This window comes from Deltaproteobacteria bacterium PRO3 (assembly GCA_030263375.1).
GTDB lineage: Bacteria > UBA10199 > UBA10199 > DSSB01 > DSSB01 > DSSB01.
In genome coordinates this window covers 1-24,990 of record SZOV01000033.1, presented here as the reverse complement: position 1 = coordinate 24,990, position 24,990 = coordinate 1, and the positions used below count along the sequence as shown (strand labels likewise).

The window sequence follows — 24,990 nt, the reverse complement described above, 5'->3', positions numbered from 1 at the left end:
GGCCGCCTTTTCTTTTTGGGGAGGTCCGGGCAAATGCTTTGCCGGGCTCCGGGGCCCCGGCTATAATTTCGGGGTGAAGCCCGCCGATCAGAAACGCATGGTGGTGGAGGTCGTGGAGCGCGTCCTGCAAGACAAGGCCCGCGATCCGGGCAAGATCGAGGCCCTGATCTTCGACACCCTCTATGAAGAGCGGCGGCGCCTCGAGACCGAGCGGGACCGCAAGAAGGCCGCGGCGGAAGGGAAGTTTTACCGAAAGATGCAGGCCCGCGCCCTGCGCGGCGGGCCCGAGGAGCAGCGCGAGGTCTTGGCCGAGATCGTCCGGCACTTCGCCGAGGAGGTCTTGGGCCACTTCAGCGAGCCCATGTACCGCATCGCCACCCAGATTGTCCCCGTCGGCCTGAATCTCCTGCTCAACACCTTGAGCCCGCTGCGCCTGATCAGCCACTTTCCCAAGGGCCTCGGCAAGGTCGACGACCAAATTTTGATCGAAGGCCACACCGAGGAATTCCAGCAGCTCTCGAAGCAGGGCACCATGATCCTGGTGCCCACCCACTGCAGCAACCTCGACAGCCCCCTGATCGGCTACGTGCTCTATCGCCTGGGCCTGCCGCCCTTCCTTTACGGGGCCGGACTCAATCTGTTCCACAACAAGCTGATCGGTTTCTTCATGGACCATCTCGGCGCCTACAAGGTCGACCGCCGCAAGAAGGCCCCCCTCTACAAGGACGTCCTCAAGGTCTACGCCGGCTATTCGATGGAGCTGGGCTACCACAACCTCTTCTTTCCCGGCGGGACGCGCAGTCGCTCGGGCAAGGTCGAGAGCCGGCTGAAGCTGGGCCTGCTCGGGATGGGGTTGAATGCCTACATCCACAACCTGCGCCACGACAAGCCCAACCCGGACATCTTTGTCGTGCCCTGCACCTTGAATTACCAGTTGGTCTTGGAGGCAGAGACGCTCATCGAGGACTATCTCAAAGAGGAAGGGAAGGCCCGCTACATCATCGAGGACGACGAATTCGCCCAGGTGAAGCGCATCTTGGAATTCCTGCAGGGCCTCTTCTCCCTCGAGTCCCGCATCCACGTCGTTTTCTCGCGTCCGCTGGACGTCTTCGGAAATCCCGTCGACGCCGAGGGCCGCTCCCTCGATCACCGCGGCCGCGAGATCGACCGGCGCAAGTACGTCGTGCAGGACGGCGAGTACCGCTTCGACCCGCAGCGCGACCAGGAATACACGCTGGAGCTCGCGAAGAGCATCCTCGATTCCTACCGCCGGGACACGGTGATCGGCAGCGTGCAGACGGTAGCCCACGTTGTCTGGCGCTGGCTGCGGGAGGTCAACCCCAAGATGGACCTCTACCGGCTGCTCCGCAGCGGCGGTGCGCAGGATAGCCTGACCATGACCGAGGTCTACCGCCGGCTCCAGGGGACGATCCGGAACCTGCGCGACCTGCAAAAGCGCGGAGTCCTGCGGCTGGACCCGGAGCTCGAGGTCTCCGACCCGGCCGCGGTCTTCGGCAAGGCGCTGGCACACTTGAAGAGCTATCACAAACACCCGGTCCTGGAGCGGAAGGGGGATCGCCTGTTTCACTACGATCGGCAACTGCTGCTGTACTACCAAAACCGCCTTTCCTTCGTGGAGCCGATCTCATGACGGCGAGGAATCCCAAAAAGAAACCTGCCGCCGCGCCCTCCGGCCTCGAGGCCCTGGTGGTGGGCGGCGGTAGTTTCGGCACCGCCCTGGCCACGCTGCTGGCCCGCAACCGCCGCAAGGTGCGGCTTTGGGTACGGCGCGAGGAGCAGGCCCAAGAGATCAACCGGCGCCACACCAACAAGGCCTATTTTCCCGAATTGAAGCTGCCGCCCAACCTCGAGGCGACCACGGACCTCGCGAGCTCCATCGCGGGGGTCCCCTTCGTCCTCATCGCGGTCCCCTCCAAGGGCTTCCGAGACGTCGCGAGGCAGGTCGGCGATTACATAACGGGAGATCAAGTCCTGGTGCATTCCACGAAGGGCATCGAGCCCGGCACCTTCAAGCGCATGTCCGAGGTCCTGCGCGAGGAGACCTGCGCCTTGAAGATCGGCGTGATCTCGGGCCCCAGCCTCTCCGAGGAGCTGATGGCCGGCAATCCCGCGGGCGCTACCGTGGCCTCGCATTACGAAGAGGTGGTCCGGAAGGCCCAGGCCTTGTTCGCAGGCAGCCCTTTCCGGCTCTATGCGGGCAGCGACGTCATCGGCACCGAGATCGGCGGCGCCTTCAAGAACATCATCGCCTTGATGTCGGGCGCCGCGCACGGCCTTGGCTTCGGCGACAACACCAAGGCCCTGATCGTGACGCGCGGACTCTACGAGATGACCCTTTACGGCGCCGCGCTGGGCGCCGACCCCGTGACCTTCACCGGCCTCGCGGGCATCGGCGACCTGATGGCGACCTGCAGCTCGAACCTGAGCCGCAACTTCCGCACGGGTGTGCGCTTCGCCAGGGGGGAGAAGCTCGAGGATATTCTACAGTCCTCGGGACAGGTGGTCGAAGGCGTGTCGGCCACGCGCTCGGTGCACGCGCAGTCCAAGCTCTTGGGGCTGGACTTGCCGATGGTCCGCGCGGTGCACGGCGCCTTCTTCGAGGGCCAGAAGGTTCAGGACCTGCTCCATCGTCTGATGGAGCGCCCTCCCGGCCGTGAGAACGGGCGGGCGAAGGGAAGCTTCTAGTATGGGCCGGGGCTATCCGCTCAGCGTCGGCAACGACCGCGTCTTGCCCGCGGAGTATGCGGGGCCGGCCTTCGTTTGGGACATCGACAAGACCTACCTCTCGACGGCCTTTTCCTCCTGGCGGGGCTTGGCGCGGGTGCCGGTGGAATTCTCCGTCGACAAGCGGGCGATCCCCGGCATGCCCGAGGTCCTGCGCGGCCTGCGCCGCGGCCCCGGCCGCGAGATCGAGTGCCGGCCGCTCTATTTTATCTCCGCTAGCCCGCCCTTCCTGCGCGGCACGATCGAAGGGAAGATGCTCCTGGACGGGGTCGAGCACGACGGCATCACCTTCAAAGACTGGCTGCGCACCCTGCTCGAGCTGCGTCCGGGCCGCCTCTTCGAGCAACTGGGCTTTAAGGTGGCGGCGCTGCTGCGCGGCCGCCTGGACCGGCCGCGCGCCCGGGAGTACCTGTTCGGCGACGATTACGAGCTAGACGCGGCGGCCTATTCGCTCTACGCGCGGTGGCTGCACGGAGAACTTAAGGCCGAAAAGCTGGACGAGGCCTTGGCCATGGAAAGGGTTGCCGCGGACGATCGCCGGTATATCTTGGAAGCGGCCGGAAGGATCCCGGAGGCGCACGGCCGCGTGGGCAGGATCTACATCCATCTCGAGAGGAACTCGCGGCCTCAAGACTTCAAGAAATACGGGGAGCGTTTGGTCGCGGTGCGGGGGGCCTGGCAACTCGCCTTGGCCCTTTACCAGGAAGGATTGGTGGACCTCGCCTGCGTGCGCGCCGCGCGGGACGCGGTATCGAGCGCGCCGGGTTACCGCTTCGGCGACGTCCGGGAGCTGGGCTCGGATGCTTTGAAACGGAAGCTTATCTCGCGGGAGAAATGGCGGCGTTTGGGAAAGTTTTAAGGACAAAAACCCACTATCGCAAATTTGCAGGACGCAAACGCGAGGAGATTTAAATATTTTAGCGAATTCCGTGCCAAGATTGCAAAATTATTTTTTTGACCCGAGGCGTCATGAAATTTTTCAAGTTATTGTTTGGGAAAGGCGTACAAATCGTTTATAAATGACCGCGAAGGGGGAAAGCTATGCAACCTATCTTCAAATTCACTTCCCGCATTTTCACCGGAATTTTCGCGATCGCCTTGAGTCTCGGCCTCGGCTCCATGGCCCAAGCGAGTAATGGCCTGCGTACGATCAGCTCGGGTCCCGTGAGTTTAGGCATGGGCGGCGCCGGTGTCGCGGGCGATAAGACTTCGAACACCATCATCATCAATCCGGCGGGCATGAACGACGTCGGCAACCAGACCGACCTCAACTTCACCGTCGCGCTCCCCAACACCCGGATGGGCAGCTCGCTTGCGCCTGCCGGCAACCCCGACGCGGTCTTCGTTAATGGCAACGACGACGCCCTGCTGCTGCCCGGCGGCAGCATGGTGTTCAGTTTCATGGAAAACAACAAATTGTCCCTAGGCGTAGGGGCTTTTTTCACGGCGGGTTTCTCGGTCGATTTTCCGGTCTCGCGCTTCAACAAGGCCATCACCAACAACTTGTACGACCGTTCCGGACGCTACGGCAATTTGAAGATGACCCCCGCGGCCGCCTATCGGATCCTGGATAACCTAAGCATCGGCGTCGGAATGGACATCAACTATGCCTTCTTCCAGACTGACAGCGTGGTGTTGGCGCCGGGCTTTCCGGAGACCGCCGGGACCAACCGCACCGACAGCGCCCTAGGCGTCGGCGGTCGCTTCGGCTTGATTTACAAGCCGATCAAGAAGCTGAGCATCGGCGTCACCTACGTCACTCGGCAGATCTTCCAGCAGTTCGACCGCTACTCCGACCTGATCAACACGGGCCTGGATCTGCCGCAGGAAGTCGCCTTTGGCCTGGCTTTCCAGCCCTTCGAGGGCGCTCGGCTACTCACCGATTTCCGTTGGATCAACTGGTCCTCAGGCTTCATCGGCCGCGACTTGGCCTTGGGCGGTTTACAATGGCGGGATCAATACGTCTTCGCCGGCGGCTTCGAATACAGCTTCGATCCCAAGTTCGACCTCCCGCTCGCGATCCGCATGGGCTACAACTACGGGCGCTCGCCGATCACGCCGGCCAACGCCTTCCGCAACCTGACCATCCCGCTGACCATCGAGCATCACCTGACCGCGGGCATGAGCATGGACCTGAACAAGCATATCGGCGCGGACATCGCCTATATCCACGAGTTCGGCAACACGGTCACCGACAACGGCACGGGCAATCCCACGGGCCGCGGTTCCTTCGTCGGCGCCTCCGCCAACGCCTTCTCGATCGGTATCCACGGCCGTTGGGGCGGCAAGAAAGCGGCATCGGATTAGGCGGGCACGCCTGTTTGTCATGGATTAGGGGACCTTCGGGTCCCCTTTTTTTGGCTTTTTCGAGGTCCAACCATGAGCGGGGGCGGGGAATTCCAAAGGCATTGGCGCTACGTCGCGGGGCTCTCCGCGCGCGCCGACGACGTCAACCGGCTCTTCGACCGCTTCGTCCTCGCCGCCATCGCCACCATCCTGACCGTGCGCGCCTTCCTCTGGCTCACCGGCTACCCGCAGATCGGAGGAAAAGGCCTGCACATCGCCCACATGCTCTGGGGCGGCCTTTTGATGCTGGCCGCGCTGATTCTCATGCAGTCGATCATCACGCGTTGGGCGCGCCACTGGGGCGCGCTGATCGGCGGCGTCGGCTTTGGGCTTTTCATCGACGAGGTCGGCAAGTTCGTCACCCAGGACAACGACTATTTTTACCGCCCCACCTTCGCGATCATCTACGTCCTCTTTGTCCTGCTCTACCTGGTGACCCGCGCCCTCCTGCGTGGGGGGATGCTGACGCCGCACGAGGCGCTCGTCAATTCCATCGAGTATCTCAAGGAAGGCGCCCTGATGGAGATGGACGCGGACAACAAGGGGCGAGCCCTGGCACTGGCGAAGGCGGCGGATCCCGCCAACCCCTTCACCGCGCCGGTTCAAGGCTTGCTGGAAAGCGTCGAGGCCCTGCCGCCCCGGGAGGCCTATTTTTGGGAGCGATGGGCGGCGTGGTTCCGGGGAAAATACCTCGCCCTGATGAACCGCCCGTCCTTTCGCAGCCTGTTGGTCGCGGTCTTTCTCGGCGCAGCCTTGATCGACCTGATCGAATACCGGGCCCGCCTGCCGGAGTTGCTGCGGGACCCGAACGCCCTGAGCTTCTCGGATAAGATGGGGATCGGTTCCGGCCTGGCCAGCTCGCTGTTCGTCTTGATCGGCGGCCTCCAACTGCTGCGCCGGCGCCGTCTGCTCGCCTACCGTTTTTTCGAAAAGGCCCTGCTGATCTCTTTGCTGATCAACCAAGTCTTCGTCTTCGTGCGGGTGCAGCTGCTCGGCATCTTGGATTTGGTCCTGGTGCTGTTCCTGCTTTCGGCCCTGCGCTACATGATCCGCCAGGAGGAGAGGGCCGCGGCCGCTTGAAGTTCAGAGGACGATGGCGACGTCGGGATGCGCCTTGAGGTCGGTGTAGATGCGGCTGACTTGATCCAAGGAGACGGCCGTGATCGTGCAAGTCACGCTCAAATATTTTCCCCGGCTGCTGGGACGCAGCTCGACGGATTGGGGCGGGAAGTCGGGCGCATAGCGCAGCACGATGTCCAGGACGTTCTGCACGAAGCGTTGGTGCTTCAGGCCCATGGCCTTGATAGGAAATTCGCAGGGGAAGGTGAGGGGGCTGTCCGAGTGGTTCATGCCGCCAGTCTAGCACAATCCCGGCGGCGCTGGGCAGGTGAAACCTGGGTTTTTCGCGGCCGGCCTAGCCCGCGGAGGTATTTTGCCCCCGCGCCGCGTTCCGAACCCCGCCGCCCGCCGGCAGCTCGGGCAGGGACCCGTCGGCCGAGAAGGCCACGTAGGGGGCGTGATTCGACCATTCGACTTCCAAGGAACCGTCCTCCAAAACTTCGAGGCTCAGGATGTTTCCCTCCTCGCGCTGGCAATAGACCCGCCGGCCGGGCGCGGCCCGGGAGAAGGAGTTGCCCAGATTGAAGGGGTTTTCCTCCCCGCTGGCGCCGTTGCTGCACGAGGCGAGCAGGATTTGTCCGTCGGGCTCCAACAGATCCCCCAGGCCGTCGAATTCTCCAGCCAGGAAATCGCCGGTGTCGACGTGGACGGTGTCGTCGAAGGTCCCGTCGGGCCGGGCGGCGAGATGCTCGTCCCGTAGCGCCAAGGTGTTGGGCGAGCCGTGACCGCCGACCAACAAGGTATGTACGCGGCGTCCGGTCAACGCGTGGACCTCCCGCAAGGCGGTCATGACGTCGCCCTCGTCGTCGGCCTCCACGTAGATCAGATGGAAGCGGCCGCTCGCCTCCAGGGTGTCCAGGATGGGAAAGCCGTTGCCGACGCCGAAGGCGCCGTTGTGGTCCCAGCTCGGCATGATGGCCAGCGCGATGGGCCGCTCGATGGGCTCGTGGCCGAGGTTGTCGTGGTTGTGCAGCAAGACCATCGCAGTGCGCAGGGAATGCAATCGGGTGGGCAGGTTGGCCCCGAGCCCCACGAGGGATTCGACGAAGGCCTCGTAGCTTTCACAGCCCTCGCCGTCGCAGGGCAACCCTTCGGTGCGCAGGCGCTCCAAAATTTGTTCCCATCGGATCGCGCGTTCTTCCGCCGGGAGTTTTTCCAGCTGGCGGAAATTTTCGATGAGGGCCTCGTCGGAGACGGCCGGCTCCGCCTCGGTGCTTTCCACGGGAGTCTCTTCCCAGCCCAGGCCCCGCGCCGCCTCGTGATAGGCCTCCTCGGCGGCCACTAAAACGTCCTCGAAGGCCTCCGCAACCGCCGCTCCGGGCCCATCCTCCGGCGTCCCGTCGCCGTCGCCCGTATTCCGCCACAGCCGCGGGATCCAAGTGGAGAGGTCCATGGTCAGGGCGGGGAGGTAAGATCCCCCGGAGAGGACCGCCTCCGTGTCGCGGGAGGGAGGGAGCGGGGAAGGAGGAATTTCTGGAACTTTATGGGATTGAGAGGGGATTTTTACAACCGAAGGTGGGGCCATGGCCTGTCTTCCAGGGCGCCCCCGAGGCAAGCAAAGGAAGACGGAGCAAGTTTTGTGCCAGTATTTTGAGGGATTTAGTCGTGCCCCGTTTTATAAGCTATTGAAATTAATAGATGTTTTGTTTAATAATTCCAGCTGTGCCGGCGCCGGTCTCGGATTGGCGACTCGAGGCCTCGTTTTCCGGCCCGCGCGGAGGGATGACAACCCCGCAACGGTGTTATGGCAAAAATCCTGATCTGCCAGCATGTCGGCTATGAAATCTTGGGCACCCTGAATCCGCTCTTCAAAGACGCGGGCTTCCGCCTTCGCTACGTCAACTTCGGGCGCTTCCCCGATCAACGCCCGGAGGTCGACGGCTACGACGGATTGGTGCTGCTCGGCGGGCCGATGAACGTCGATCAGGAGGAGCGCTTTCCCCACTTGAGCCACGAGATGCGGATGATCGAGGCCGCCATGAAGCGCGGCCTGCCGGTGCTGGGCATCTGCCTTGGATCGCAACTCATCGCCCGCACGCTGGGCGCCTCCGTGAGGCGCAACGGAGTTCGCGAGATCGGCTGGCATCCGGTCGCTTTGACGGAAGCGGGGAGGCGGGACCCGGTCTTGGCGCATTTTCAAGAGGAGGAGAGCCTGTTCCACTGGCACGGCGACACCTTCGAGCTGCCGAAGGACGCGGTCCACCTGGCCAGCTCGCGGGATTGCCGGCATCAGGCCTTTCGCTACGGCGACCGCGTCTACGGCTTTCAGTTCCACCTCGAGGTGGATGAGCCGATGATCGAGCGCTGGTTGGTGGTGCCCCAACACCAGGGCGAGTTGGAAGAGATCCGCCATCGCACCTGCCCGGACCGAATCCGGCAAGAGACGCCGGGACGCATCGCGCGCTTGAAGGAGTTGAGCGAGAAGACTTTTGGGGAATTCATCAAACTTTTCGGGGAACGGAAAAAATTCCTCCGCCTCCCCTCGCGTTGAAAGGAGACCTCCTATGACCGAAAAAGCCACCTTCGCCGCCGGCTGCTTCTGGGGCGTCGAGGAGACCTTCCGCCGCACGCCCGGCGTGGTCGCGACGGCCGTCGGCTATACCGGCGGTCGCACGGAAAACCCCACCTACGAGGACGTCTGCAGCGACGAGACCGGCCACGCGGAGGCGGTAGAGGTCGAGTTCGACCCGGCCAAGATCTCGTACGGTGACTTGCTGGAGATCTTCTTTAAGAACCACGACCCCACCACGCCCAACCGCCAGGGCCCCGACGTGGGTTCACAGTACCGCTCGGCGATCTTCTTTCATTCGCCGGAGCAGGAGCGCGAGGCCCGCGAGAAGAAAGACGTCCTGGATAGATCAGGGGCTTTCCGGCGTCCCATCGTCACCGAGATCGTGCCGGCGCGGACTTTCTATCGGGGCGAGGAATACCATCAGCGCTACCTTGAGAAGCGGGGCTTGTCGCACTGTCATTATTGACGGGCTGTGGTCTCTGCAGCATGCCTCAGGGTTTTCCGGGAAACATCGTCACCAAGCGGTCCTGCGGGGTGGTGATCACCGAGTAGACGGCGGTCGGCTCCAGCGATCGGCGGTCGATGCCGACGTAGCGCGCGCCCTCGACGATGCGCTCGTAATTGCCGCCGCGCTGCGCCGAGCGCGGGACCTTCGCCGCTTGCTTGAGCAGTTTTTCTAAGTCGACGTTGGGAAAGAAGAGGCTCTTCGGAAGCCGGGCGGGCCAGCCGTCGAGGTGCCTCTTTTGGATATGCTTGAAGGCCTCGGGCCCGAGGCGAAGGTCGCTGGGCTTGATCCGCAGCCGCACCCGGCGGGAGAGCTGGGCGATCCTGGCCAAGCCGTAGCCGGCGAGGTCGTCGAGCGGCATCCCCGGCGTGGCGCTGCGCGCGGCGACGGCCAGCTCCTCGAAGGAGGGCCCGCCGACGGCGACGAGTCCATCTTCCAGGGCCCGCGGCGCGTCCACCAGCACGAAACCGGCCGCGTTGTTGACGACGTTGAGGACCGCCGCGGCGCCTGCGACCGAGTGGTTGATTTGCCGAAGCAGGGCGTCGGCCGCGGCGTTGTCGGACTGGAAATTCGTGGCGTGGACGACATCCCAGGCTCCGCCGGTGAGGCCGGAGAAGTCGTAATTTCGGCGATGTTCCAGGGCGCGCAATCGTTCGGGGGCCCGGTGGTCCGGCGGCTCAGGGGGAAGAGGCGGCGGCAAGGGCTGCGGACTGGCTTGGGGTTCTTCTCGCGGGGTTTCGGAGGGGGAGGCGTTAGGTCGGGTGATTTTCATGCCCGGCAAGAAGTGCAGGCGGGATGCCATCGAGCCCCCTCCGGCCTTCAAAAAAAATACGGCGAAATTTCAAGCGGTTATTTTCGCCGAGCGATCGCTTGGCGGAGCGTCCGGTTGGAAAGGGTTCGAAAATCGGACGACCCCCTCGCGCCGGCGTCTTAAAAAAGAATCGCTACAGCGCATCCCGGCGCGGATCCGGCGGCGCGGCCGGGGGGATTTGCAGCAACGTGCTCGGCTTGGTCTCGGGCTGCTTCGCCGCGCCCGGCGCCGGGGTGGCGCTGGGCCTGGTCTCGGTCGGCTGCGTCTCGGTGGGGCGGGTCTCGGTAGGGAGGGACTCGGGCGCGGCGCCCGGATCCTGGGTCAAGAATCCGCCCTTCCCGCCGGGTGCCTTCACCTCGCCGACCGCGGCCTGCTCGAGGGAGATCCCGAAGCGCAGCGGGTGTAGGGCCCGGGCCTGGGCGAGGAAGAATTGGAAGTTCTCGCGCGCGGCCTTCTTGCGGCTGAGCCTCTGGTCGGCCTCGAGGACGTGGCGGTGGAGGAAGAGCAGATCGGCCCCGCCGGGCACCGTGGAGAGATTTTCTAGATAAGCGATGCCGTCGCCGAAACCCGCCCCGTTGCCGGGCGCGAAGTCGTCGCCGGCGAGCAGGACGAGGCGCAGGTCCTCGAGGTTGATCTGGTCCTCGGGCTTGGCGGCGAGGCGGTTGCGGGCCTCGACGTAGCGCCGCGCCAGGCGCAGCGCCTGGAGGGCGCGCCTCTCGGGAGACGCCTCCGCCCCGACGTCGCGGCCCACGACGCGGTCGGCCGGGAGGTTGAGCCCCAGCGCGGCGAGCGCGGCCTGGGCGGCCGCGGCGTCTTGGTCGGCGACGAAGCCGACCAACAATCCTTCGCGCTGCAGGTATTGCAGCAAATCGATCATCTCGGGGAAAGGGCGCCTGCCCGCCGTCGGGACGGGACTTGTCGGCGCGGGCGTCGCCGGCGGGGCCTTGGCCTTGGCCTTGGCGGATTTCTTTTCCGCGGCCTTCTCCGCCGGCGGAGGAGCGCTTGCAGTTATTTCCTCGAACCCCAAGGTTCCTTCGCCCGAAACCAGCGCGACGAGACGATCCGCCTTGTAGGCCTTGAGCCGGCCCAGGCGGCGGCAGAGCTTCAAGAAGTTTTCCTCGTTCCAATTTTTTTGGGAAATCGCCTCGGCGCAGTTGAAGGCGTAGGGCTCGATCAGACAGATCCCGGAACCGCTGTCCTTGAGGCAGCGGCTCGCCAAATTTTTCGGGGCGCCTCCGAAATAAATGCCGATCCACTTCATCGGCGCGCCGGATTGCAGCTGGGATTCGATCAGGCCCAACACCTTTTCGAGGTAGGCCGGGTCCTCGATCCCGAAGCTCTTTTGCAGATCCTGGACTTCGAGGGTCTGCGTGTCTTGGAAGGCGGCGGCGACCTGCTCGACCGGCTGGTCGTTGAGGCTTAGGCCCAAAAATCTCGGCAATTGAAGGGACTTGCCCGCGGTCGGCGCCGGTGTGGCGGCCGGAGGCGGGGGCGCCGGGGATTTTTTTTCGCAGGCGGCGGAAAAAGCGGTGGCAAGAATCGTCAGAGCGGTTAAAATCTTTCCAGCTCGGCGGAGAGGTCGCATCGGATCTCCTCCTTATGTGCCGTTTTTAATGGGGGTTTCGCCGTTATGTCCACCAAAAAGGCTTTCGACCAGGCGCTCAAGGACGTCAAAAAGCTCTCGGATTTGAGCAACGATCAGCTGCTGCAGCTCTACGGGCTCTACAAGCAGGCGACCGAGGGCGACGTGCACGGGCCCAAGCCGGGTATGCTCGATCTCAAGGGCAAGGCCAAATACGAGGCTTGGACCAAGCAGAAGGGAAAGAGCGCCGAGAAGGCCATGGAGGCCTACGTGGCCTTGGTGAAGAAATTGTCGAGTTAAGATGTCTACGCGCCGCGTCTTTACAAGGGGCTAGGACCGGTGCGTTAATAACGAAAATAAACTAATATCCGAATCGTGTCCGATGGCGTCCCGTCGACGCATCGCGATGCGATAAGTCTTATCGGGAAACGGGGATGCCGAGGCTCTTGGCCGTCGCAGGGCGTCTTCGCTATTCCCAGGGGTTAAGCCGGCTTCAGAACGCGCGGGCCGGCGATTAAGGGGGGCTCATGTTGGAACCTATCCGGGAGGTTCTTTCCTTTCGATACGACGACCGGCCGATGGGCGATTCGGTCTACGAATCCCACAGCCGATGGATCAAGTGGTTGCACGACTATTACCTTCGCGTGGAGCATCTCGGCGCGCTCGAGGAGTGCATCGAGGCCGCCCGCAAGGAAAACGCGATCCTGATCAGCAACCACTCGCTGACCATCGAGGCGACCTTGATCAATTACATCATGCACATCGAGGGCGCCGGCCACGTCGGCACCCTGGTCTTTCCCGAGGCCTTCAAGCTCCCTCTGGTGCGTGAGTTTTTCCGCAGCTGCCAGTGCATCCCGATCTCGGTCGAGGCCGGGGCCAAGGCCTTGCGGGAGAAGCACATCCTGCTCTTTCCCGAGGGGATGGACTTCCTGACCGGACTGACCGACCCGGACCACATGCCCGAGTTTCACACCGGTTTTTTGCGTATGGCCCACCAATATATGAAGGATAGCGGAAAAAAGAGCGTGACGATCCTGCCGATCGCCCATGCGGGCATCGAGAAGATGCTGAAATTTTGGGTGATCAAAAACGAGAAGGTCCTCAACGCCTTGATCCGGCCCATCGCGAAATATCCGTTTTGGGTGGTGCCGAAGATCCCCTTCTTTCTGCCGAGCAAGGTGATCGTCAATTGGGGCGAGCCCATCCGGATCACGCGCTCGCAGCTCGACTCGGCGGGGAAGGTCCACCGGCAGTCGCGGCGTTTCCGGGAGGTGGTTTTGGCTTTGCGCAAGCAGGCGCAGGCCGAACGCGACCGCGCGGGCTGGGCCTTGAAACCCGCCTTAAAGACCCTCAAGAGCCTGGCTTTCGGAATGGAATTTCCCTAGGCGTGGATGGTCCCGCTGCCCAGCCCCAAGGCCGCCTCTTTGACGCCCTCGGAAAGGGTGGGGTGGGCGTGGCAGGTGCGGGCGACGTCCTCCGCGCTGGCCTTGAACTCGATCGCCAGGACCAGCTCGGCGATCAGGTCGGAGGCGCGGGCGCCGAGGATGTGGGCGCCCAAGAGACGATCGGTCTTCTTGTCGGCCAATAATTTCACCCAGCCTTCCTTCTCGCCCATCGCGATCGCCTTGCCGACGGCCATCAACGGAAACTTGAAGGCCTTGTACTCGACGCCCTTCTCTTTCAACTGCTCTTCGGTGAGGCCCACCGAGGCCACCTCGGGCCAAGTGTAGACGACGCTGGGGATGGCGTCGTAGTTGACGTGGCCCGCCTGGCCCGCCAGATTTTCGACCACCGCCACGCCTTCTTCCATCGCCTTGTGGGCGAGCATCGGTCCGGCGATCACGTCGCCGATCGCGTAGACGCCCGGCAGGGAGGTCTGGAATTTACCGTCCACCGCGATGCGACCCCGCTCGTCGACCTTGACGCCGGCCTTGTCCAGGCCGAGGCCCTCGGTGTTGGGTTTGCGACCCACCGCCACCAAAACCACGTCGGCGTTGAGCGTCGCGGCCTTCCCGGAGGCGTCCTCGACCGTCACGTCCACCGTGCCGTCTTTCTTGACGGTGGCGCCCTTCACCTTGGTGGAGAGCTGGAACTGCATACCCTGCTTCTGCAGGATGCGCTGGAAGGCCTTGCCCACCTCGAGGTCCATCGCCGGGACGATGCGGTCGAGGGCCTCGAGCACCGTGACCTGGCTGCCCCAGCGCAGGTAGACCGAGCCCAATTCCAGGCCGATGTAGCCGCCGCCGATCACGATCAACTTCTTCGGCACCTGGCTCAGCGCCAGGGCGCCGGTCGAGTCGACGACGGAACGGCCGTCGACGGCCACGCCGGGGATCTCGATGGGACTGCTGCCGGTGGCGAGGATCACGTGCTTGGCCCGCAAGGTCGTCTCTTCTTTGCTCTGCCGGACGGTGACGCTGCGGTCGGCGTTGAGCTGGGCCTGGCCGAGGACGTGGTCGATCTTGTTTTTCTTGAAGAGGCTCGCGACGCCGCCGGTGAGCTGGGCGACGACCTGGTCCTTGCGCTCCATGCACTTCTTCAGGTCGAGGGAGAGGCCGCTCAGCTGCACGCCGTGGTCCTTCAGCTTGTCCTTGGCCTGGACGTAGAGCTCGGAGGACTCGAGCAGGGCCTTGCTGGGGATGCAGCCGACGTTGAGGCAGGTGCCGCCGAGCGTTCGGTCTTTTTCGACGCAGGCGACTTTCATGCCGAGTTGCGCGGCGCGGATGGCGGCGACGTAGCCGCCGGGGCCCGCCCCGATGACGATAAGGTCGTAGGAGATTTCGGATGCCATAAGTCTGCCTTGTCAGAGATTGAGGTCTTTTTCGGTGAGCACGAGCTCGAGATTTTCGATGCCTTCCTTGACCTTGACCAGGAAGCTCACCGCCTCGCGGCCGTCGATGATGCGGTGGTCGTAGGAAAGCGCGAGATACATCATGGGCCGCGCGACGATCTGCCCGTCGACGACGACCGGCCGCTCCTGGATCTTGTGCAGGCCGAGGATGCCGGATTGCGGCATGTTGAGGATGGGCGTCGAGAGCAGCGAGCCGAAGACGCCGCCGTTGCTGATGGTGAAGGTGCCGCCGGTCATCTCGGCGATGGAGAGCTTCTTTTCCTTGGCGCGGCGGCCGAGCTCGTCGAGCTTCTTCTCGAAGTCGGCCACGCCGATCCGGTCGGCGTCGCGGATCACCGGGACGACCAGGCCCGAGTCGGTGCTCACCGCGACCGATAGGTCGACGAAATCCCGATAGATGATGTCCTCGCCGGTGAAGGTGGAGTTGACCAGGGGATAGGCCTTGAGCGCGCGCACGCAGGCCTTGGCGAAGATGCTGACCATGCCCAGGCCCACGCCGTGCTTGGCCTGGAACTTCTCTTTGTATTTCTTCCGGAAGGCCAGGACCTGCGTCATGTCGACCTCGTTGAAGGTCGTCAGGATGGCCGCGGTGTGCTGGGCGTTGACCAGGTTTTGCGCGATGGTGCGGCGGATCCGCGAGGCGGGCTCGCGGCGCTCTCCGCGCGCCTCGTCGACGTGGTAGGTGAAGACTGGGAGGTGCGGCTTGGTCTCGGCGGGCGCCGGCGCCGCGGCGGGGCGCAGCTGGGTCACGGTGGCCGGGGCGTTGGCCCGCATCACGTCTTCCTTCAGGACGCGACCGTCCTTGCCGCTGCCCTGGAGGGAGGCGGCGTCGAGGCCCTTTTCGGCCGCGAGCTTGCGGGCCGAGGGATGGAGGATGGGCTCGGCGGCGCGGGCGGGCGCGGAGTTTGCGGCGGCCGACGGCGCGGGCGCCGCGGCGACGGCCGGGGCGGGCTTGTCGACAGCGGCGCCGTTTTCGGCGGAGACGCTGTCGTCGATGATCGCGATCACGTCGCCAGGTTTGACGCGGGTCTCGGCCTCGGGCTTCAGCACCTCGATGCGGCCGCTGTATTCGGCCTGGATCTCGAAGGTGGTCTTCTGGGTCTCGAGATCGAGGAGGACCTCGTCTTTTTTGACGTAGTCGCCCGTCTTTTTCAGCCAGGTTCCGATAAAGACTTCGTTGATGGACTCGCCCGCGCTGGGGACAATGACCTCGTGCTTCATTTAGTGGCTTTCTCCTAAAGCGGCTGCGACGATGCGTTTTTGCTCGCGCAGGTGCAGGTGCAGGTAGCTGTCGGCGGGGCTCGCCTGGGCGGCGCGGCCGACGTAGATCAGGGTTTGGTGCTTGCCGAGCAGCGGCGCCAGGTGCTCCTTCATGAAGGTCCAGCCCTCCATGTTGCGGGGGCCCTCCTGGCACCAGACGATATCGACGGCCTTGGGATACGAGGCCAGCAGCTTCGCGTAGAGCTCTTCGTTAAAAGGGTAGAACTGCTCGACGCGCAGGATGGGGATGTCGGGGTTTTTGGACTTCTGTCGCCCTTCCAGCAATTCATAAAAGATTTTGCCGCTGCACAGGACGATCCGTTGCGCCTTGTCTTTGAGGGCGGGATTGGGGTCGTCGAGGACTTCTTGGAAGCCCACGTCCTGGAAATCCTTCAGTTCGGAGGCGCAGAGCGGGTGGCGCAGCAGGCTCTTCGGCGACATGACGACCAGCGGGATGCGGAAGTCGCGCAGCACCTGGCGCCGCAGCAGGTGGAAGTACTGCGCCGGCGTGGTCAGGTTGCAGACCTGGATGTTGTTCTGCGCGCAGGCCTGGAGGAAGCGCTCGAGGCGGCCGGAGGAGTGCTCGGGCCCCTGGCCCTCGTAGCCATGCGGCAAGAGCAGGGTGAGCCCGCTGTAGCGCTGCCACTTGGCGGCCGAGCAGGTGAGGAATTGGTCGACGATGACCTGGCCGGAGTTGACGAAGTCGCCGAACTGGGCCTCCCAGAGGGTCAGCTTGCCGGGGTTGGCCAGGCTCTGGCCGAATTCGAAGCCCAGGGCCGCGTACTCGGAGAGCAGGCTGTTGACCACCTCGAAATCCGCCTGTTTCTCCTGGATGAAGTTGAAGGCGTTGTATTTGCGGCCCGTCTCGATGTCGTGGAAGATGCAGTGGCGCTGCGAGAAGGTGCCGCGCTCGGAATCTTGCCCCGCCAGCCGCACCATGTGTCCCTGGCAGAGCAGGCTGCCGAAGGCCAGGGCCTCGGCCAAGCTCCAGTCGACGCCGCGCTCGCCGCGCAGCATCGCGGCGCGGTCCTGCAGCAGCTTCTCGATCTTGGGGTGCACCGTGAAACCGGGCGGCACCGCGGCGATGCGCTCGCCGATGCGCCGCAGCTCCTCGACCTTCACCGGCGTCGGGGCCTTCTTGAAGAAGTCCTTTTCCGTCGGCTTGCGCAGGCTCTGCCAGCGGTCGCCGAAGGCGTGCATCGCGGGAGAGATCTTGGTCTTTTTGGATTCGGCCAAGGCCTCCTCGATCTTTTGGTTGTAGGCCTCGAGGGCGGCGGTTACCGCCTCGGGCGTCACGACCTTCTGCTCGGAGAGTTTTTCGGCGTAGATCTGGCGCACCCGTGGGTGGTTGGCGATGGCCCTGTACATCAGCGGTTGCGTGAAGCCGGGCTCGTCGGCCTCGTTGTGGCCGTAGCGTCGGTAGCCGACCACGTCGATGATGACGTCGCGCTTGAACTTGTAGCGGAACTGCAGGGCCAAGGAGGTGCAGCGCAGCGCGGCGTCGGGGACGTCGGCGTTGACGTGGAAGATCGGAAACTCGAGCATCTTCGCGATGTCGGTGGCCTGGGGCGTGGAGCGCGACTCCTGCGGCATCGTCGTGAATCCGATTTGGTTGTTGACGATGATGTGGATCACGCCGCCGACCGTGTAGCCCGCGAGGTCCGACATGTTGAGCAGCTCGTAGACCGAGCCCTGTCCGGTGAAGGAGGCGTCGCCGTGCAGCATCACCGCGAGGGTGCGGGTGCGCGTCTTGTCTCCCTTCAGCTTTTGCTTGGAGCGGCAGATGCCCATCAGCACCGAGTTGACGGCCTCGAGGTGGCTGGGGTTGGGCGCGAGCGAGAGGTGGATCTCCTTGCCGGCGGGCGTCACGGTCTTGGTGGAGTAGCCCATGTGGTACTTTACGTCGCCGTCGCCGACGTTGGCGTCGAAGTTGCCGGAGAACTCGCCCATCATCTGCTTCAAGTCTTTTTGGAAGATGTTGGCCAGGACGTTGAGGCGGCCGCGATGCGCCATGGCGATGAGGATTTCGTCGGCGCCCAGCTGCGAGGCCTGGTCGATGATGTAGTCGAGCATCGGGATGATGACGTCGTTGCCCTCGACCGAGAAACGCTTTTGGCCGACGAAGCGCTTGTGCAAAAAGGTCTCGAAGGCCTCCGCCTCGACCAGCTTCTGCAGGCAGCGCTGGCGGGCCTCGTTGGGCAGGGCCTTGGTCAGGTAGTTCGACTCGACGCGCTTCTGGATCCAGAGGCGGCTGGGCGGGTCTTCGATGTGGCCGTACTCGACCGAGGCGGGCGAGCAGTAGTACTCGGTGAGGGTGCGGATAATCTCGCGCAACGTCACCCGGCCCAGCCCCAGCATGTTGCCGACGTCGCAGATCTTCTCGAGGTCGGCCTCGCTGAGGCCGAACTTGTCGAGGCGGAGCAGGGGGTGGTTTTTGATGCCGCGCTGCAGGGGGTTGACGTCCGCGATCAGGAAGCCCAGCTCGCGGTAGGCCTGGATCAGCTCCAAGACCTTCAATTCGAACTCGAGGTCGTCGGCCTCGCGGGGGCCCTGGGGGGCGAGGCTCTGGTCCATGCGGCCGCGCAGGGCGAGGCCGTCAAAAAAATAACGCCAGCTGGGGTCGATGGCATCGGGATTTTGCCGGTATTGCTCGGCCAACTCTTCGATGTAACCGGTATTTAAGGGATTTAAGTAGCTGGGCATATAAGTTGTGGGTCCGGGTATTGCCGGGCGGCCCCCAAGATTCAAGCTTATTTTCTCGTCGGTCTTTTCATTATTTAATCAATTCAGGGGCATTATACCCGGGAGCCGGCGAAAAGGGTGAGCCCTCCTACAATAATTTAGTCCCGGGGTCAAATGCGCGCGCGTGAAAAAAATTGGATTTCTCTTGAGATTTAAGCTAGTTCCGGCCCGGCACGAGGTCGCCGGCCGAGGGGCGGGCGCCGGCCCCGCGCTCCACCCCGAACCAAAGGATAAGTCATGAAACTTAAAGGGAAAAATATACTCATCACCGGCAGCAGCCGCGGGATCGGCCGCGAAATGGCCCTAAGGTTTGCCAAAGACGGGGCCAACTTGGTCATCACCGGCAAGTCCGTCATGGAAGGGGGGAAGCTGCCCGGGACCATCTATTCGGTCGCCGAGGAGGTCGAGGCCGCCGGCGGCAAGGCCCTGGCCATCCCGATCGACCTGCGCAACGACGCCTCCGTCGAGGCCATGGTCGCCAAGGTGGGGGAGAGCTTCGGGGGCAAACTGGACATCCTGATCAACAACGCGGGGGCCATCTCGCTGACGCCGCTGGAGGCGACGCCCATGAAGAAGGCCGACCTGATGCTTCATCTCAATATGCGGGCGGTCCTGCTCTGCAGCCACCTCTGTATCCCGCTGCTCAAGGCCGCGGGCGGCGGGCACATCCTCAACCTCTCACCGCCGATCAGCACCGACCCCAAGTGGTACGGCAACCACGTGGTCTACACCATTTCGAAATACGGCATGACGATGGCGACGATCGGCCTCTCGCAGGAGCTGGCCAAGTACAAGATCGGCGTCAATTCGCTGTGGCCCCGCACGCTCGTCGCCAGCGAGGCGACCAAGATGCTCCTGGGCGAGGCCGGGATGCCCAGCTGCCGCAAGCCCGCCATCATGGCGGACGCCGCCTACGAGATCGTCACCAGCGACCCGACCCAACTGACGGGCCGCGCCCTGTTGGACGAGCCCTTCTTGAGGGAGCGCGGCTACCAGGATTTCGACAAGTACCGCATGGACCCCGGCACCGAGCCGGCCTTGGATCTTTTCGTGGAAGACTGAGCATCCGGAAGCGCCGGCGCCCCTTTCGGTCGCCCCTTGCCGGATCGCTTGGTATCCGAGGAATCTGCCGGTATAATACCCCCTCAGGGTTAGGGCGATTTCGACGCGTTACGGCATGATCAGCGGAGGGCGTGGGGTGCTGCTGTCGAATACCGTAGGCATTTTTCTGCTCGGGGTGATGACCGGCTGGGTCGTCGACGTCAACTTCATCTCAGCCCAGGCCTTTCTGCTCAGCGAGCTGGAACCCTCCCAAGGCCTTGCCGCCATTATCGGGGCCAATTTGGCGTTCAGCCTCTTTCTTGGCTTCATTCATCGCCATCGCTTCAAGATCAAATTCAGCGTGTTCGGCGCCTGTTGCGCCGCTTTCTTTCTTGTCCTGCTGTTCGGTTTGCAGCTTCCCTTTCTTGGTTTGGAAACTCGAGGAATCCTTTGGCTCGGGGTCTCCATTTTCGGGAGCGGATTGTTCCGTTGGATCAACGACGATCTCGCCATGAAGCACTTGAATCCCGGACAGGCCGAAGCGTCTTTTTTTTACCTGGCCTCGGCTCGGGAAATCGGGACCATCTTGAGTTTTCTGACGCTGAGATTTTGGACGGAAGGCTTCGCCCCCGGCCAAATGATCCAAGTCGTCTCCGTGCTGATCGTGGGGTGGCTGGCGCTCGTGCTCGCGCAGTTCGCGCCGCGCGCCAATTTGGAGATCCAATATGGGTCCGGGGAGGGAGCCAAGCCCCCCACTCTTGACGGCAAAGATGCCCGCCTTTTCATCGTTTTCTTCCTGCTGATGATGTTTTTTCTCGGGCTGTCCCACGTCGGACAAGAATACCTCTTGATGCTGGCCCTCAAGCAGAACGTCGGCTCCTTCGAGGCCTTGAAGGATATTCAGGCGGAATATTACCTCGTGGCCAGCCTGCTGGTCGTGGCGCTTGGACCGCTCGCCGCCCGTTGGATCCGGGCGAGAAGGAGTTCCCCGCTGCGCCTGGTGAGCCTGTACGCGGGAGTCATGCTGTTTTTCCTGGGCCTGTGCTGGGTCCATCCCGTCTTTTTCTCCTTCATCGCCTTGGAGGTCGGGCAGGTGGTCGCCAAGTCCGTGGTCGGAGAACCGGCCTGCCAGATGATCTACGCGGCTTTCAAGGACGGCGTGAGGAACCGGTTGCGCTCCTGGGGGGTGTTCTTTTTCGACAGCCTCGCGGGGCTTCCCTTCCTGGTCTTGCTCCCTTTCCTGGCTTCGATTGGCGCCGCGGAGCAGGTTCGCATTTTGCTGCCGATCGCCGCGATTTGCGTCTTAGCGGGGGTTTTTGGGGCTTGGCAGGCCCACCGCAGGTTGGTGCCGACGCTTTACGCTCTTTTCGGGTCGGGAGACAAAGAGTCGTCGATATTGGCCGCCCAGGCGCTTTCTTACCTGCGTCCCAAGGATTTCACGTCCCGGATGGAGGAAATGCTGAGAAGCGACCCGAAAAAGCTGCTGCGTAAGACCATCATCCTGGGGTTGGCGTATTCCAAGGAGGCGAAGGCGTTGGATGCCGTCGTTAGGGAGTTTCAATCCGACAAGGAGGAGATCCAGCTGGCGGTACTGGACGCGATGAGGGTCTTTCGGAATTACCGGGCCTTGCAATTCGCCGTGGACGTGATGAGCGGAAGAGTCGTTTCGAAAAGCCTTCAGGTGCGGGTCAACGCCTCGCGATTGATCGGGGCGATTTATGGGAAGCGGGCCATTCCGTTCTTGCTGAGGGGTTTGGAAGACTCGGATCCTCGCATCGTAGCCAATACACTCGAGACATTGGGGGAGTTTCGGGACCGAAAATTGATCGGCTTCTTCGAGGTTTTTTTGGCGCACTCCGTGCCTCGCGTGCGCCTGAACGCCTTGATGGCCGTGTCGCCATTCCGGGAAACGAGGCGACTTTACCGGGAAGGGGTCGCCTCCGCCCTGCGAACGGGAGACCCCGCTTGGATTGCCTCCGCCCTCTACGTGGTGGGGCGGCTTCGAGATTCGTATTTCCTGCCGCTGGTGGAACGGTTGTCGGATACTCCCTTGGCCGAGAACCGCAGGATTCAAGGCGGGCTGGCCTGGGCGCTGACTCGCCTGGGGGATACTCGGGGATTCGAGAGGTTTGCCGCATTAGTGGCCAACGCGCGGGGGGGCGAGGAATCCGCAACGCTGATGCATTTCTTCGGGCAGCTGCCGTCAGAGACGCGCTTCGAGATGATCGAGCGCTTGGTAAGGCGCCCCGGCGGCGATCCTTACTTTGTGAAGAGGTTCGCTCGAACCTTGCGGGAGTCGTCCTTGGACTTCCATCGTGAGTTGGATTATCTGGAACTGCTTTGGCGCAGCGGTCATGGCGGAGAACAGCTGGTCGATTGCGCCGTCTGAACGAGGCGTACCCCTCCCAATAGGCCCGCGTTGTTGCCGAGCTTGGCAGGAGCGGTTTCCATGCGCTCCGCGAGGCAAGGATAGACGCGATCCTGTATTTCCTCGCGCAGTCCCTTCTCGAAAAATCGCCAAGCGGCCGATAACCCGCCGCCGACGACGAAACGCTCGAAGCCGAAAGCGAGGCCCAGGGAGGCGATGCCGCAGCCCAGGGCGACGCCGAACTCACGCCATATTTCGAGGGCAACGGACTCCCCGGCGCTCGCCGCTTGGAAGAGCTTTTCGGGAAGGGCGGGATCCGCGGGGTCCAGGTCGGAGATCGCCGCCGGAAGCCCGCCCGCATTTTGGAGGGACTCCAGTTGCAGTCTTAACCCGCTTTGCGAGGCGAGGGTTTCCAGGGTGCCGCGACTTCCCAGGGCTCCCGGCAAGCCTCTGCGCTCTAATACGATGTGTCCCATTTCACCCGCGAAGCCGTTGGGCCCATGGAAAATCTTTCCGTCCAGGATGACGCCGCCGCCGACGCCGGTGCCGAGGGTCAGGAGGATGAAGCTGGGCCACTCGCGCCCCGCGCCTTTCCAGGCCTCGCCGAGCGCGGCTTGGTTGGCGTCGTTTTCCATCACGACCGGAAAGGGCAGGGCGGATTGCAAGGCCTCGCGCAGGGGAACATCCCGCCACTCCGGGAAGTGCGGCGATTGCCGTACCACCCCCCGCCCGCTGTCCACCAAGCCGGGGATTCCCAAGGCCATGCCGCGAATCTCGGCATCGATCTTCTCGGCGCGAAAGCGGAACAATTCGGCTTCCTGCGAGAGCACCTTGATGAGGTCGGCCCCTTTGCGCACCAGATCGGAGGAAAGGACTTGTTGGGCGAGAAAGGCGCCCTCCGCGTCGAGGAGGGCCATGCGCAAGGAAGTGCCGCCGAGGTCGACGGAGAGATAGGAGTCGGGCATGGGGGGAGTAGGACACCGCCGGAGAAATATTTCAAGTCCTGTGAGCTGTCTTTTTGCGGTCTCCGGGACAGGGGATCCGGTTCCTGCCGGAGGCCGTTCTGTGCCGTTTTGCGATCCCGTGCGGAGTCGCGCTTGCCATCGGGGGAGGAAAATGGAATGACCTTTCGAATAGGGGAGTTCCGTCATGGAGATGAAATTTCGCCGCATCGTCACTGCCTCGGGGCCCGACGGCCGCTCGCGCGTCGGCGACGACGCCCAGGTTAAGCCCGGCCCGCTCGGCATCTTCGACTTTTGGCTCACGGAGAAATCGCCGGCCCCGCTCTCGGGCCCGGACCTCTTGCCCGGCCGGCCCACGCGGCTGGAGCCGCCGCCCGGCGGGAGCGTTTTTCGCTATTTCCTCATCCCGCCCCAGGATCCGTCTCTGACGCCCGAGGCCGCCGAGCGGGCGGCCCAAGCGGCCTTCGCCGCCGTCGGCGCCGCCCACTGCCGCGTCGACACCCGCCTCAATCCCATGATGCATACCACCCGGACCGTCGACTACGTGGTGGTCCTGCGGGGCGAGGTGACCTTGCTCTTGGACGAGGGGAAGGTGACGCTGAAGCCCTTCGACGCGGTGGTTCAGCGGGGGACCAACCACTACTGGATCAACGAGGGGAAGGAGCCCGCCCTGCTGCTGGGAGTGCTCTTGGACGCGGAGGCGCCGCAAAAATAATCCCGGTTGAATTCGGACAGACCCGCGTTTATACCCTTCACGTTTGAAGACTCCGTTCCAGGTGCCTCCAAAGAGGATGAGAATATGGAAATCAAATTCGGTACCGACGGCTGGCGCGCCGTCATCGGCGAGGATTACACCTTCGCGAACGTCGCCAAGGTCCTGCAGGCCTTCTGCGACCTCCAGGCCGCGGGCCGCGACAAGACCGTCTTCGTCGGCTACGACCGGCGCTTCCAAAGCCGGGCCTTCGCCGAGCGCGCGGTGCGGGTGTTGCTGGGCAACGGTTTCAAGGTCCAGCTGGCCAAGGACTTCTGCCCCACGCCCTGCATTTCTTGGATGACCAAGGCGCGCGGCGGCCTGGCGGGGGTCGTCATCACCGCCAGCCACAATCCCTTCCAGTGGAACGGCGTTAAGTTCAAAGAGGGCTACGGCGGCTCGGCCTCGCCGGAGTTTACCGCCCAGGTCGAAGAGCGTATCCGTCGCAACGATCTCGACGGCCTGACGCCGCGGGAACTCTCCTTGGAGGAGGGCGAAAAGAGCGGCCTGATCGGTTTTTTTGACCCGCACGGCGCCTACCTGGGGCAGTTGAAGAAGCTGGTCGACCTCAACCGCATCCGTCGCGCCAAGCTCAAGATCGTCGCCGACCCCATCTACGGCGCGGGGAGCGGTTTCTTCACCAAGCTTCTCGGCAAGCAGGTCGTCGAGATCCGCGGCGAGGCCAACCCAGGCTTCGGCGGCGTCAACCCCGAGCCCATCGAAAAAAATCTCAAGCTCGCCGCCGAGACCGTCCGCAGGCATAAGGCCCACATCGGGCTGGCCACCGACGGCGACGCCGACCGCATCGGGGCCATCGACGAGAAGGGGCGCTTCGTCGATTCGCACCACATCTTCGCGCTGATCCTCCGGCACCTGGTGGAGGTGAAGAAGTGGAAGGGCGCGGTCATCAAGACCGTCTCCACCACCAACATGATCAGCCGCCTGGCCCGGCAGTACGGCTTGGAGCTCATCGAGACGCCGATCGGCTTCAAGTACATCTGTCAAGAATTCCTGAAGACCGATCCTTTGATGGGCGGCGAGGAATCCGGCGGCATCGGCATCGCCCGCCACGTCTTCGAGCGCGACGGCATCCTCTGCGGCCTGCTCTTGCTCGAGATCGTCGCCCACCACCGCAAGCCGCTCTCCAAGATCATCGCGGGGCTTCAGGCGCAGGCGGGGCCGCTCCGCTTCCAGCGAGACGACCTGCATATCCCGCTCGAAACGATCGCACGGGTCAAGGCGGCCCTCGCGGCGGGCGAGACGCCGGATTTCGGCAGGCTCAAACTGCGCGGCACCAATTTCCGCGACGGCTTCAAATTTGAGTTCGAGGACGACGGCTGGCTGTTGATCCGTCCCTCCGGCACCGAGCCCCTGCTGCGCGTCTACGCCGAGGCG

At 63.5% G+C, this 24,990-nt stretch carries 22 protein-coding genes; 13 read left to right on the top strand and 9 right to left on the bottom strand.

The window, feature by feature from the left end:
• Positions 1-73: 73 nt before the first annotated feature.
• The 5 genes from FBR05_07070 (at position 74) to FBR05_07050 (ending at position 6,171) form a co-directional block, all read left to right on the top strand.
• Positions 74-1,651, top strand: coding sequence for a hypothetical protein (locus FBR05_07070; GenBank protein ID MDL1871951.1), 1,578 nt, complete (start codon positions 74-76; stop codon positions 1,649-1,651).
• Positions 1,648-2,706, top strand: a complete 1,059-nt coding sequence (locus tag FBR05_07065; GenBank protein MDL1871950.1) for an NAD(P)-dependent glycerol-3-phosphate dehydrogenase — start codon at positions 1,648-1,650, stop codon at positions 2,704-2,706. The genes FBR05_07070 and FBR05_07065 overlap by 4 nt, the downstream gene beginning before the upstream one ends.
• A gap of 1 nt (position 2,707) precedes the next feature.
• Positions 2,708-3,604 (top strand): hypothetical protein, encoded by an 897-nt coding sequence (locus tag FBR05_07060; GenBank protein ID MDL1871949.1) that lies wholly within the window; start codon positions 2,708-2,710, stop codon positions 3,602-3,604.
• Positions 3,605-3,786: 182 nt separating this feature from the next.
• Entirely contained in the window at positions 3,787-5,052 is a 1,266-nt protein-coding gene (locus tag FBR05_07055; protein ID MDL1871948.1) for a hypothetical protein, read from the top strand.
• Between the two features lie 72 nt (positions 5,053-5,124).
• Positions 5,125-6,171, top strand: a complete 1,047-nt coding sequence (locus FBR05_07050; GenBank protein ID MDL1871947.1) for a hypothetical protein — start codon at positions 5,125-5,127, stop codon at positions 6,169-6,171.
• A gap of 3 nt (positions 6,172-6,174) precedes the next feature.
• Here the strand turns inward: FBR05_07050 and FBR05_07045 are convergent, their stop codons facing one another.
• Both FBR05_07045 and FBR05_07040 read right to left on the bottom strand, forming a co-directional pair.
• Positions 6,175-6,441 carry a DUF493 domain-containing protein gene (locus tag FBR05_07045; protein MDL1871946.1) on the bottom strand — a complete coding sequence of 89 codons (267 nt, stop codon included), beginning with the start codon at positions 6,439-6,441 and terminating at the stop codon, positions 6,175-6,177.
• A 64-nt stretch (positions 6,442-6,505) separates the two neighbouring features.
• Positions 6,506-7,735, bottom strand: coding sequence for a hypothetical protein (locus FBR05_07040; GenBank protein MDL1871945.1), 1,230 nt, complete (start codon positions 7,733-7,735; stop codon positions 6,506-6,508).
• 219 nt (positions 7,736-7,954) lie between these two features.
• Between FBR05_07040 and FBR05_07035 the strand changes: the two genes are divergently transcribed.
• Both FBR05_07035 and msrA read left to right on the top strand, forming a co-directional pair.
• Positions 7,955-8,701, top strand: a complete 747-nt coding sequence (locus tag FBR05_07035) for a type 1 glutamine amidotransferase (protein MDL1871944.1) — start codon at positions 7,955-7,957, stop codon at positions 8,699-8,701.
• A gap of 13 nt (positions 8,702-8,714) precedes the next feature.
• Positions 8,715-9,188, top strand: coding sequence for a peptide-methionine (S)-S-oxide reductase MsrA (msrA, locus tag FBR05_07030; GenBank protein ID MDL1871943.1), 474 nt, complete (start codon positions 8,715-8,717; stop codon positions 9,186-9,188).
• A 25-nt stretch (positions 9,189-9,213) separates the two neighbouring features.
• On the opposite strand, the gene FBR05_07025 is transcribed toward msrA, so the two are convergent.
• Both FBR05_07025 and FBR05_07020 read right to left on the bottom strand, forming a co-directional pair.
• Positions 9,214-10,029, bottom strand: coding sequence for a hypothetical protein (locus tag FBR05_07025; GenBank protein ID MDL1871942.1), 816 nt, complete (start codon positions 10,027-10,029; stop codon positions 9,214-9,216).
• A 142-nt stretch (positions 10,030-10,171) separates the two neighbouring features.
• Positions 10,172-11,623: a hypothetical protein gene (locus tag FBR05_07020; GenBank protein ID MDL1871941.1), complete on the bottom strand. Its 1,452-nt coding sequence runs from the start codon at positions 11,621-11,623 to the stop codon at positions 10,172-10,174.
• A 45-nt stretch (positions 11,624-11,668) separates the two neighbouring features.
• On the opposite strand from FBR05_07020, the gene FBR05_07015 reads away from it, so the two are divergent.
• A complete protein-coding gene (locus tag FBR05_07015; protein MDL1871940.1) occupies positions 11,669-11,920 on the top strand; it encodes an acyl-CoA-binding protein in 252 nt (83 codons plus the stop codon).
• A gap of 227 nt (positions 11,921-12,147) precedes the next feature.
• Positions 12,148-13,005 carry a hypothetical protein gene (locus tag FBR05_07010; GenBank protein ID MDL1871939.1) on the top strand — a complete coding sequence of 286 codons (858 nt, stop codon included), beginning with the start codon at positions 12,148-12,150 and terminating at the stop codon, positions 13,003-13,005.
• Here FBR05_07010 and lpdA read toward each other — a convergent pair.
• The 3 genes from lpdA to FBR05_06995 are packed head-to-tail and all read right to left on the bottom strand — an operon-like array spanning position 13,002 to position 18,434.
• Positions 13,002-14,411 (bottom strand): dihydrolipoyl dehydrogenase, encoded by a 1,410-nt coding sequence (lpdA, locus tag FBR05_07005; protein MDL1871938.1) that lies wholly within the window; start codon positions 14,409-14,411, stop codon positions 13,002-13,004. The two genes, FBR05_07010 and lpdA, sit on opposite strands and share 4 nt — an antisense overlap.
• A 12-nt stretch (positions 14,412-14,423) precedes the next feature.
• Complete coding sequence (gene odhB / locus FBR05_07000; GenBank protein MDL1871937.1) at positions 14,424-15,692, bottom strand: 2-oxoglutarate dehydrogenase complex dihydrolipoyllysine-residue succinyltransferase; 1,269 nt, start codon at positions 15,690-15,692, stop codon at positions 14,424-14,426.
• Positions 15,693-18,434, bottom strand: coding sequence for a 2-oxoglutarate dehydrogenase E1 component (locus FBR05_06995; GenBank protein ID MDL1871936.1), 2,742 nt, complete (start codon positions 18,432-18,434; stop codon positions 15,693-15,695).
• A 276-nt stretch (positions 18,435-18,710) separates the two neighbouring features.
• Between FBR05_06995 and FBR05_06990 the strand changes: the two genes are divergently transcribed.
• Positions 18,711-19,535 (top strand): SDR family NAD(P)-dependent oxidoreductase, encoded by an 825-nt coding sequence (locus FBR05_06990; GenBank protein ID MDL1871935.1) that lies wholly within the window; start codon positions 18,711-18,713, stop codon positions 19,533-19,535.
• Between the two features lie 211 nt (positions 19,536-19,746).
• On the opposite strand, the gene FBR05_06985 is transcribed toward FBR05_06990, so the two are convergent.
• Positions 19,747-20,160 carry a hypothetical protein gene (locus FBR05_06985; protein ID MDL1871934.1) on the bottom strand — a complete coding sequence of 138 codons (414 nt, stop codon included), beginning with the start codon at positions 20,158-20,160 and terminating at the stop codon, positions 19,747-19,749.
• On the opposite strand from FBR05_06985, the gene FBR05_06980 reads away from it, so the two are divergent.
• Complete coding sequence (locus FBR05_06980) at positions 20,152-21,903, top strand: hypothetical protein (GenBank protein MDL1871933.1); 1,752 nt, start codon at positions 20,152-20,154, stop codon at positions 21,901-21,903. The two genes, FBR05_06985 and FBR05_06980, sit on opposite strands and share 9 nt — an antisense overlap.
• Here the strand turns inward: FBR05_06980 and FBR05_06975 are convergent.
• The gene (locus FBR05_06975) at positions 21,867-23,129 is read right to left on the bottom strand and encodes an ROK family protein (protein ID MDL1871932.1); all 1,263 of its coding nucleotides are present in this window, start codon (positions 23,127-23,129) and stop codon (positions 21,867-21,869) included. The genes FBR05_06980 and FBR05_06975 overlap by 37 nt on opposite strands.
• On the opposite strand from FBR05_06975, the gene FBR05_06970 reads away from it, so the two are divergent.
• On the top strand, positions 23,032-23,559 hold the full coding sequence (locus FBR05_06970) for a cupin domain-containing protein (protein ID MDL1871931.1): 528 nt from the start codon (positions 23,032-23,034) through the stop codon (positions 23,557-23,559). The two genes, FBR05_06975 and FBR05_06970, sit on opposite strands and share 98 nt — an antisense overlap.
• 84 nt (positions 23,560-23,643) lie before the next feature.
• The coding region (locus FBR05_06965) for a phosphoglucomutase/phosphomannomutase family protein (GenBank protein ID MDL1871930.1) at positions 23,644-24,990 on the top strand (1,347 nt) is incomplete at its 3' end.

What these genes read in the sequence shown, in the direction of transcription:
- FBR05_07065 (MDL1871950.1), top strand. Translation starts at nt 1,648, where the DNA reads ATGACGGCGAGGAATCCCAAAAAGAAACCTGCCGCCGCGCCCTCCGGC.
- FBR05_07060 (MDL1871949.1), top strand. Translation starts at nt 2,708, where the DNA reads ATGGGCCGGGGCTATCCGCTCAGCGTCGGCAACGACCGCGTCTTGCCC.
- FBR05_07055 (MDL1871948.1), top strand. Translation starts at nt 3,787, where the DNA reads ATGCAACCTATCTTCAAATTCACTTCCCGCATTTTCACCGGAATTTTC.
- FBR05_07050 (MDL1871947.1), top strand. Translation starts at nt 5,125, where the DNA reads ATGAGCGGGGGCGGGGAATTCCAAAGGCATTGGCGCTACGTCGCGGGG.
- FBR05_07045 (MDL1871946.1), bottom strand. Translation starts at nt 6,441, where the DNA reads ATGAACCACTCGGACAGCCCCCTCACCTTCCCCTGCGAATTTCCTATC.
- FBR05_07040 (MDL1871945.1), bottom strand. Translation starts at nt 7,735, where the DNA reads ATGGCCCCACCTTCGGTTGTAAAAATCCCCTCTCAATCCCATAAAGTT.
- FBR05_07035 (MDL1871944.1), top strand. Translation starts at nt 7,955, where the DNA reads ATGGCAAAAATCCTGATCTGCCAGCATGTCGGCTATGAAATCTTGGGC.
- msrA (MDL1871943.1), top strand. Translation starts at nt 8,715, where the DNA reads ATGACCGAAAAAGCCACCTTCGCCGCCGGCTGCTTCTGGGGCGTCGAG.
- FBR05_07025 (MDL1871942.1), bottom strand. Translation starts at nt 10,029, where the DNA reads ATGGCATCCCGCCTGCACTTCTTGCCGGGCATGAAAATCACCCGACCT.
- FBR05_07020 (MDL1871941.1), bottom strand. Translation starts at nt 11,623, where the DNA reads ATGCGACCTCTCCGCCGAGCTGGAAAGATTTTAACCGCTCTGACGATT.
- FBR05_07015 (MDL1871940.1), top strand. Translation starts at nt 11,669, where the DNA reads ATGTCCACCAAAAAGGCTTTCGACCAGGCGCTCAAGGACGTCAAAAAG.
- FBR05_07010 (MDL1871939.1), top strand. Translation starts at nt 12,148, where the DNA reads ATGTTGGAACCTATCCGGGAGGTTCTTTCCTTTCGATACGACGACCGG.
- lpdA (MDL1871938.1), bottom strand. Translation starts at nt 14,411, where the DNA reads ATGGCATCCGAAATCTCCTACGACCTTATCGTCATCGGGGCGGGCCCC.
- odhB (MDL1871937.1), bottom strand. Translation starts at nt 15,692, where the DNA reads ATGAAGCACGAGGTCATTGTCCCCAGCGCGGGCGAGTCCATCAACGAA.
- FBR05_06995 (MDL1871936.1), bottom strand. Translation starts at nt 18,434, where the DNA reads ATGCCCAGCTACTTAAATCCCTTAAATACCGGTTACATCGAAGAGTTG.
- FBR05_06990 (MDL1871935.1), top strand. Translation starts at nt 18,711, where the DNA reads ATGAAACTTAAAGGGAAAAATATACTCATCACCGGCAGCAGCCGCGGG.
- FBR05_06980 (MDL1871933.1), top strand. Translation starts at nt 20,152, where the DNA reads ATGATCCAAGTCGTCTCCGTGCTGATCGTGGGGTGGCTGGCGCTCGTG.
- FBR05_06970 (MDL1871931.1), top strand. Translation starts at nt 23,032, where the DNA reads ATGGAGATGAAATTTCGCCGCATCGTCACTGCCTCGGGGCCCGACGGC.
- FBR05_06975 (MDL1871932.1), bottom strand. Translation starts at nt 23,129, where the DNA reads ATGCCGAGCGGGCCGGGCTTAACCTGGGCGTCGTCGCCGACGCGCGAG.